Below are 7,478 nucleotides of genomic sequence, written 5' to 3'. Positions count from 1 at the left end.
ATATTAAGTTGAGCACAACCGGTCTTCTCCCGCGCATAACTTCGGCTCTCCCGCGCACAAACCCCCTTCTTCAAAAAACGCCGCCAAAAGGCAGCGTTCATTCAACTATATTATTCATCGTCTCTCAGTTTTTGAAGCAGTCCATCTTCGAGTCCATCCAAATATTCGATGTTCACGATTTTTCCTTCTTCCGAAACAGCAGCTGTTCCTTCAAAATGATGCTGGCTGGTTTCGTTGTTTTCATTTTTATATTCCACCTGGAAATTTAAATCGTACACCAATGGTCTGCTTTCAATTTCCTCAATCTTTATATCAGAAGCAGTTAAGGTGTAGTTGTGCTCAAAGCCGGAATACATAAAGGCGGGCATCACATTTATGAATTTCTCATATCCCTCCTCTGTAAAGTGAGACGCGTAAGTTTCTTCCATATAGTTCATCAACGCCAGATGTTCTGGCGATTTCAGATAAGCTTCATAATCATCCATATACTCGTCTGAAATTTGAGCTTCCATTGCTGCATCCAGTAATTCTTTGTATTTCTCATCCGGTCCATTGAATTCCTCTTCGATGACAGCCTGAATCCTTTCTGCGCTGTCCTCGTGCCCTGACTCTTTATCATTTGTTCCGGCGGGAATTGTTTCTTGGCCACTTTCCTGCCCAGTACTCAGGCCGCCATTTTCAGTTCCAATGTTTTGCGAAATGAAGAGGTATCCTGCAAATAAGCAGATCATGCACAGCATTAAACTGGTAGCTGCTTTGAAACCTCTTGAAAAACGAACTTTGGTTTCCTGTTTATCAAGATTGGCTAAAATCTGATAACGCAGCTTTGATTGGCGTTCGGCATCCCAAACCATATCCTCGTCCAATTGCTTCAAATGTCCATCCAATTGGGTGGTCGTACCGTCAGTTTTTTTCATAGATAATCCCCTCCTTGATCAGTTGTGCTTCCAGTGCGGGAATTGCCCGGGACAATGTGCTTTTAACTTTGCTTTCCGACCAATCTAGAATTTCGGCTGTTTCCTGTATACTAAATTCTCTTATTTTCCTGAGGATGATAATTTCGCGGTAAGAACTTTTAAGGCGGCCCAAGGCATTGTAAAGTTCCTTCGAGTTCTCCTTTATTTCCAGTATTTCTTCCGGCAAAGCGTTTGATCCCTGGCCAATAAACAAGAGTTCTTTCAACGTCTCAATCGGTTTCTGCTTTCGCAGATAATCGATTGTGACATTGTGGGCGATACGAAAAAGCCAGGTCCTGGGATTCGCCTTTCTTTCAAAAGTATCGTAATAGCGGAACGCTTTGGTGAATGTGTCCTGCGTTAAATCTTCAGCTTGCTGACTATCGCGGACCATCAGCATTATGTAACGGAATACCGAACCACTGTGCTGTTCATACCATGCAGAAATTTCGTTTTTTCTCTCACTGGACAAGAGATCCCCTCCTGGTTATCGGTTCTGTTTTATAGACGTATTCAGCGAATAAAAGTCGTGCTTTTTTCGAAAAATTATGTAAATCTTTTCAAAATTAAGTTTCAAGCGGTGAATAAACCCCAAAAAATGCTCATAAAAATAAGCCTGGAAATGTGTCTCCAAGCTCATTTTATACTGTTCGCCAGTCCACGAACGAATTTTGTCCATTCATTTAACAGGTTGAACATCCAATGGAAAAACGTAATATGCGGTACCCTGTTCCCAGGTAGCTTTCACTTCATACCCGGTTTTTCCGCTTTGCCCATCCAAAATGACTTCTTTCTGTTCTCTCTCTCTATTATAGAAGGAGCCCAAAGCATGTACCTGATACGTGAGCGGTTCTTCTCCAAATATCAGTTCAATGGTGGAGTCTGCATCTACAGCCTCTGCTTTCCAGTTTTCGAGCAATGCTTCAGCACCCACGGTTTCCGCCTCTATACCGGCCATCATATTTTCTTCCTCGTCAAAATAACTCCAGTTGAAACCATTCATCGCAGCAAAAAAATTTTTTCCATTTACGCTTATCTTTAAATTTGGCGGTTTTTGAGAGGTGCTTTGCATATTGTCAGCAGCATCACTGCTGGTGTTTTCACTTTTGTCGACTTCCTTTTCCAGAGAACAGCCCATCAGCACAAAAAGAAGCAGCATGCTAAAACAAAAAATCTTCCCGTTCATGTCAACGCCTCCTGTCTAATCCATTAGACAGCTTTAGTGGAAATAAGTTACAAACATCTCTTCAATTTTAATTATAGTTGGGAGTATTGAGTTCAGGCTGGCAGTTTGTTACATTAATAAAAAGAATATTCCAACTACTTTTAGTTTCAAGAAAAAGAGGAGGTTAGCCCGTGGGGTGGGTAATCATTATCGTAATTGCCTATTTACCGATTTTGTACCGAATTCACAAACGTCTGGATTATTTGGAAAAGGAATTGGCAAGAGTGAACAAAGGACTATAGGATCTGAAAGCGCCTGACCTGTTATGGTTAAGCGTTTTTGTTTTTATAAAATCCCTTCTGACGAACAGATATCATCGATTACGGGTGACGGTAATCATGCTTTCCATTTGGAACGTCAATGCTTATTCCATTAATGATAACTGTATCGGAATCCTGCCACTGCACGATGCTGCTTTCCATCTTGTATTGCCAGTAGATATTTTTCGGCTTCTTCTCACTGTCATTGAAATACAGCACCCCTAATACTGCATAGCTGTCCGTTGCTCCCCCATTATTCACATAAGTCCTGACTGTATATTCCCCGCCCGGCGATACTTCTTCAGTTAAAAACTCACCCGGATTGATCCGGTCAATATCATAGAAAGCCCAGTCGATGATAAATATCAGAAGGCCGGCAAAAATCATTAGGAAAAATAATACGGCGCTCCAAATCGGGTGCTTAGCCGGAAAAGATTTTATACTTTTTAACATGCATGTGCTCCTCTCGACTCTTTCTAATTCACCTTAAAATGAAACTTTCTGACAATTATATACGTAATAGACTGTAGAAAGAACTTTTTCTACAAATTTTTTGACCAGGTTAAAACTCAGCGTCCAAAAAAAGGAGGAATTTCAATGGGTTTTATAATTGCTTTTATTGTGGTTATGACTATCTTGAGTTTCGTATATGATCGGCATTCTGCTGAACAATCGAAATTCAGAAAAACCAGATCCTCTGATTCTAATGGTTCGTTTCATTATTATGGAGACTACAGCAGCGGCTCAGACGGAGGAGGCGATTGCGGCGGCGGCGGTGGTGGTGGAGACTGATCATGAGGAGAGATGCCAGGAAAAGAGAGAAAGCTTTTACCGCTTCCTCTCTTGCTAATGGACTATATTTAAGGTAAAAAAATCGAAACTTCCTGTGAATATTATTAAAATCTAAAGTGAGCGAATCGTCTTGAAATATAAAGTTGCCACGGCTATCGGCGTCATCCTTATTGTTGGCTGCATGTTTATTGAAACGAGCTTAAGACATAACTCATTGAACCCTGTCGGCACCGAACTGACAAACGCAGGAATCATAATTGGGGCCATCGTTACTTTTACAGCCGGGTTTTTGAATCGGAAAAGTAAAAAGAAGCGGAAAAATGGGATAGCATAATTCACAGGAGGTGCTTTCAAAATGAAGAAAACGTTCTTTTCGATACTCGGCGGTCTTATATTAGGTCTTTTTGTGTCATTCATCCTTTTTGATTATCGAAGTACTACTATAACTTATGTAAATAAGATTGGAGCTGACAAGGTCATCAGGGAGATGGACTTCAATTTTGTATTCAACACTTCAATAATGGTGATAGGCATATCAATTCTAATTTTTGTGATTTGGAGCTTCGTTGATAAGAAGAAAGACGAAAAGTTTCTAAAAGAGTTTGAAAGTAGTAGAAGACAGAGTAGATAAATCATATTACAAATTATTTGGTCAGAATGTAAAGGCTTCGCGAACGCGAAGCCTTCCTTTAATGGATTGGAGTTTTTCGCACGGCGAAAAACATCCGCTGCTGCTCTTGAACTTTGATTCTGGTGAAGGCTGAGTAGTCTTGGGACTAGGCTGTGATCAGTTTTCGGAGTTCTATAATCACTTATCGGGATTCTATGATCAGTCGAAGACTTTTCAATAAGAAAAAAAGAAAAAAGCTGAACTGTCCAGCTTTTCTCTCCCACATTCATACATGTATTGAAAATGTCGATTCTCTATTCCCGGCTAAGTTCAATTTTCTTGATCACTTTTGCAGGGACTCCCCCTGCGATTACGTTCGCAGGTACATTCTGAGTCACAACCGCACCTGCAGCGATAATGGACCCATCGCCAATTTCCACACCCGGAACAATGGTGGCGTTTGCTCCTATCCAGACATTTTTGCCGATCGTTATAGGAGCTGGGTGCATATTGCCGCGCTTTTCAGGATCGATGTCGTGATTCAGCGTAGCCAAAACCGCATTGTGTCCAATGAGCGCACCATCGCCGATCGTAATGCCGCCCTGATCCTGGAAACGGCAGCCTGAGTTGATGAAAACATTCTTTCCGATTTTGATATTTTTCCCGCAGTCCGTGTAAAAAGGCGGGAACAAGGCAAATGTACTGTCCACGGGTTTACCGATCAGCCGCGAGAAAAGGTCCCGGACTTCTTCAGGCGTGTGATACTGCCCATTCAGTTCAACGGTTATTTTCAGGGCTTCCTGGGAAAGTTCATGCATTTTCAGGTGCAGCTCTGAACCGTTTTCTACTGATTCACCCCGGTTCAAATGTGCTAAAAAAACATCGGTATGCATTCGAATCCTCCTTCATTACGCATCATTTACATCTTTTTCATCCATCTTTAATTTAAACGAGCAGCTTCATTAAGAATTTCCACGTACAGCACGTCCCATTTATGGTAATAGGAAGAAACCTCATTTAAAGGAATAAAAATCCTTTGTGAAGATTCATGTTCTGCTTCAAAAGGGTGCAATTGATCGATATCCATTCTATAGAAAATTTGGTATCCAACCTTAGGGTATTTCCCCTTTTCATCCCAGGTGGCATTTTCAGTATGATCGACAATGATGTAGCCTATTAGCCGGCACTGCCCTGATACGTACCCTTCTTCCATTGCTTCCCTTTGAAAACATTCTTCAGGAGTTTCACTTTCTTCGATATGTCCTCCTGGAAAATCCCAGCCGCGATGATTCAGGTTCACCAACAGCAACTGGTCTTCATAGAAGCAAAAACCATGTACGCTTGTTATTAACTTATAATCAGGAAGATGATTACCAGCTTTCCATGTTAATTTAACTGTTGCTTCTCCCCATCTCACATAAGACGTTGTCATGTATGCCTTTCCCTTCTATATCTGCAATTTTAAACTTCCAAAGGATTGTGGTCAAAAAAAGAAAGCAGCATTTCCTGGTCTTCCGGATAATCATGTGGCAACTCCAAAATCTCTTCATATGTTTTCAGGCAACTTCTTCAATGGAATCATCCGGATCGTGGTAAGAAATATGTCCCTCATTAACTTTGCAAAGAAAATAATAGGTTGTAACATCGAAGTTTTGAATAATCGCCTTCTTTATATGGAGAGGCTTTATAACTTCCGTTTGGAAGCCTGTCTCTTCCCAAATTTCTCTTATGCATGCCTGTTCAGGAGATTCACCATTTTCAATCCCGCCTGACGGTATACTCCAGCCTTTTGAATCTTTATCCTTAACCATCAATATTTTGCCTTCATCAAATACAATTCCGGCTGCCCCATTCCATACTTCCCTTAAACCACTCAATTGTTTTCCCCTCCTCTACCGATAATTGCAGAACTACTGGAAATAAGTTCTAAAAAGGAAACTTCACTAATGGTCAATGCGTATACTCAGTATAACAATCTTTAAGAATGAGAATATCGTCTGAAGAAATCGTTTCGTACTTCAATTATAAAAGGAAGGAGCTGCTTAATATGACTATGGGCATTATTGCTATAGCATCAGTGATTTTTTGGATTACAGTGACTTACGAGCTCAGTAAGTCATCAGAAAAACAAAACAACCGAAAAATCTTCACTTTTACCGCATTAGGCACGTTATCGACTCTAATTTTGACTGTTTCCCTCTTCCAAAATTCCAACTTGTTCTAAAAAACACATCCTTCGATTTTGAAGGATTCTTTTATTTTCAATGGCAGAATTAAGGCGAAAAAAACTTCCAGCAGACATAAAGCTGTTCAGTTCCTGTAATCACTTAGTTCACGAGCCGTTTAGAGAATCCTGTTTGCAAATTGGAAGAAAGATGAAACTTTATTGGCAATAACCAAGTATAGTAACTCACAGCAAATTATTTGGGAAGGGTGAACAGGATGGATCATCTGATGAAAAAGAGAGTAAAAGGCATATTGATCGACACAGTGATTTCTACCGCTGTGTCAGTGGCAGTAGAGCAGGCAGTGAAAAAGAAAGTGGGAAATGGCTTTTTCACTGCGGTGGTGGCTCCGGCTCTCGTGCTGTATGGACTTGAATACGCACAGCTGCGGAAGAGCGGCCAGACAATCGGACAAAAAATGGCGGGTATTGAACTTCAAAGTGAAGCCGGCGGAGAACTGACGCCAAAACAAATCGTGAAAAGAATGGCTTATCGCGATACCGCAAGTTCCATCGTGTATTTGAAAAACCGGCAAAAGTATAATGCTTACAGCGGGGCGAAATTCCCGCACGATGTGTATGCAGAAACCGTGGTTAAGGAAGTTTGAGCGGAACGATGACTCAGCCGCTCTGCGTGAAGTCTATACTAATAAACTTGATATAAGAAACTGAAGTGGAAATTAAAAGCCGAAACGAAGGAAATTCTTCGTTTCGGCTTTTTTGTCATTTAATATTTACTTATGTGTAAAGCAAATAATTTTAAGAAAGTTTATCTTCCAATGAGTTGCTTGAGTGATTCAAATCATCGACCTCTTTTTGACGACTTAAGGAGCCATTCGATTTTCTGCCAGTCACAAGCAATCCCAGAATCAATAGAAGAACCGTCGATCCCAGCAGCACCAGACTCCCCGTCAACACATTCAGGTGCTGAAGATTCATCAAAGTCCCAATTTCCCCATTCGCCACTTTATGGATCTGCAGATACGTGAAAGGGGACCACTGCGCCATACCCGTCAAATAGTAGTTGCTCAGCACGAATCCTCCCGCTCCGATCAGCAGTGTCACTGCAAATGACGTAAAGGTATTCTTTAGGAAGAGCGATAAGAAATTCGCCAACACCAGGAAAAACAGGAGGACGAACAGAAACAGGATGGTGCTGTTCACTAAATACGTGCCTAGTGAAATGAAATGGAAACCTAGCCCACCGGAAAGCATTCCGGTGTAATCAGCCGCCGTTGCCACAGTTTCCGCATCGTAGTATAGAACCGGGTAATTCCAGTCGCCAAAGCGGTTAAACAACGTGCCAACTAGCAACAAGAGCCCGAACAACGTGAGACTGCTAATAGCTGCAACCAGGATGGAATGAAGGGTTTTCCCCATAAAAATCGTTCTTGCCGTCAAAGGCTGCGTT

12 protein-coding genes are annotated in these 7,478 nt (G+C 41.4%); 4 read left to right on the top strand and 8 right to left on the bottom strand.

What is annotated here, in order from left to right:
* Positions 1-110: 110 nt before the first annotated feature.
* From KW93_RS16895 to KW93_RS05720, 4 genes are all read right to left on the bottom strand, one after another.
* Complete coding sequence (locus KW93_RS16895) at positions 111-917, bottom strand: hypothetical protein (RefSeq protein WP_052131482.1); 807 nt, start codon at positions 915-917, stop codon at positions 111-113.
* Positions 904-1,428 carry an RNA polymerase sigma factor gene (locus tag KW93_RS05730; protein WP_033542026.1) on the bottom strand — a complete coding sequence of 175 codons (525 nt, stop codon included), beginning with the start codon at positions 1,426-1,428 and terminating at the stop codon, positions 904-906. Before KW93_RS05730 ends, KW93_RS16895 begins: the two co-directional genes overlap by 14 nt.
* A gap of 207 nt (positions 1,429-1,635) precedes the next feature.
* Positions 1,636-2,142, bottom strand: coding sequence for a hypothetical protein (locus tag KW93_RS05725; protein WP_033542025.1), 507 nt, complete (start codon positions 2,140-2,142; stop codon positions 1,636-1,638).
* Positions 2,143-2,501: 359 nt separating this feature from the next.
* Complete coding sequence (locus KW93_RS05720) at positions 2,502-2,894, bottom strand: DUF5412 family protein (RefSeq protein ID WP_200883323.1); 393 nt, start codon at positions 2,892-2,894, stop codon at positions 2,502-2,504.
* A 144-nt stretch (positions 2,895-3,038) separates the two neighbouring features.
* Between KW93_RS05720 and KW93_RS05715 the strand changes: the two genes are divergently transcribed.
* The 3 genes from KW93_RS05715 to KW93_RS05705 all read left to right on the top strand — a co-directional run bounded on the left by KW93_RS05715 (position 3,039) and on the right by KW93_RS05705 (position 3,864).
* A complete protein-coding gene (locus tag KW93_RS05715; RefSeq protein WP_033542024.1) occupies positions 3,039-3,233 on the top strand; it encodes a hypothetical protein in 195 nt (64 codons plus the stop codon).
* Positions 3,234-3,363: 130 nt separating this feature from the next.
* On the top strand, positions 3,364-3,567 hold the full coding sequence (locus KW93_RS05710; protein WP_033542023.1) for a hypothetical protein: 204 nt from the start codon (positions 3,364-3,366) through the stop codon (positions 3,565-3,567).
* A gap of 21 nt (positions 3,568-3,588) precedes the next feature.
* Positions 3,589-3,864: a hypothetical protein gene (locus KW93_RS05705; protein ID WP_033542022.1), complete on the top strand. Its 276-nt coding sequence runs from the start codon at positions 3,589-3,591 to the stop codon at positions 3,862-3,864.
* Positions 3,865-4,157: 293 nt separating this feature from the next.
* Here KW93_RS05705 and KW93_RS05700 read toward each other — a convergent pair whose 3' ends face one another.
* The 3 genes from KW93_RS05700 to KW93_RS16760 all read right to left on the bottom strand — a co-directional run bounded on the left by KW93_RS05700 (position 4,158) and on the right by KW93_RS16760 (position 5,720).
* Entirely contained in the window at positions 4,158-4,736 is a 579-nt protein-coding gene (locus KW93_RS05700; RefSeq protein ID WP_033542021.1) for a DapH/DapD/GlmU-related protein, read from the bottom strand.
* 47 nt (positions 4,737-4,783) lie between these two features.
* The gene (locus tag KW93_RS05695; RefSeq protein WP_033542020.1) at positions 4,784-5,275 is read right to left on the bottom strand and encodes an NUDIX hydrolase; all 492 of its coding nucleotides are present in this window, start codon (positions 5,273-5,275) and stop codon (positions 4,784-4,786) included.
* Positions 5,276-5,399: 124 nt separating this feature from the next.
* Positions 5,400-5,720, bottom strand: a complete 321-nt coding sequence (locus tag KW93_RS16760) for an NUDIX hydrolase (RefSeq protein ID WP_235318367.1) — start codon at positions 5,718-5,720, stop codon at positions 5,400-5,402.
* A 577-nt stretch (positions 5,721-6,297) separates the two neighbouring features.
* Between KW93_RS16760 and KW93_RS05685 the strand changes: the two genes are divergently transcribed.
* Positions 6,298-6,675 carry an RDD family protein gene (locus KW93_RS05685; RefSeq protein WP_235318366.1) on the top strand — a complete coding sequence of 126 codons (378 nt, stop codon included), beginning with the start codon at positions 6,298-6,300 and terminating at the stop codon, positions 6,673-6,675.
* A gap of 151 nt (positions 6,676-6,826) precedes the next feature.
* Here KW93_RS05685 and KW93_RS17420 read toward each other — a convergent pair.
* A partial coding sequence (locus tag KW93_RS17420; protein WP_033542018.1) for a hypothetical protein occupies positions 6,827-7,478 on the bottom strand: 652 nt, incomplete at its 5' end.

Source organism: Planococcus sp. CAU13, from assembly GCF_000775575.1.
Lineage (GTDB): Bacteria > Bacillota > Bacilli > Bacillales_A > Planococcaceae > Planococcus.
This window is presented reverse-complemented; position numbering and strand designations above follow the sequence as displayed.

Bases quoted from the DNA above. Each gene is read 5' to 3' on its own strand.
- KW93_RS16895 (WP_052131482.1), bottom strand. From the start codon at position 917: ATGAAAAAAACTGACGGTACGACCACCCAATTGGATGGACATTTGAAG.
- KW93_RS05725 (WP_033542025.1), bottom strand. From the start codon at position 2,142: ATGAACGGGAAGATTTTTTGTTTTAGCATGCTGCTTCTTTTTGTGCTG.
- KW93_RS05720 (WP_200883323.1), bottom strand. From the start codon at position 2,894: ATGTTAAAAAGTATAAAATCTTTTCCGGCTAAGCACCCGATTTGGAGC.
- KW93_RS05715 (WP_033542024.1), top strand. From the start codon at position 3,039: ATGGGTTTTATAATTGCTTTTATTGTGGTTATGACTATCTTGAGTTTC.
- KW93_RS05705 (WP_033542022.1), top strand. From the start codon at position 3,589: ATGAAGAAAACGTTCTTTTCGATACTCGGCGGTCTTATATTAGGTCTT.
- KW93_RS05700 (WP_033542021.1), bottom strand. From the start codon at position 4,736: ATGCATACCGATGTTTTTTTAGCACATTTGAACCGGGGTGAATCAGTA.
- KW93_RS05695 (WP_033542020.1), bottom strand. From the start codon at position 5,275: ATGACAACGTCTTATGTGAGATGGGGAGAAGCAACAGTTAAATTAACA.
- KW93_RS05685 (WP_235318366.1), top strand. From the start codon at position 6,298: ATGAAAAAGAGAGTAAAAGGCATATTGATCGACACAGTGATTTCTACC.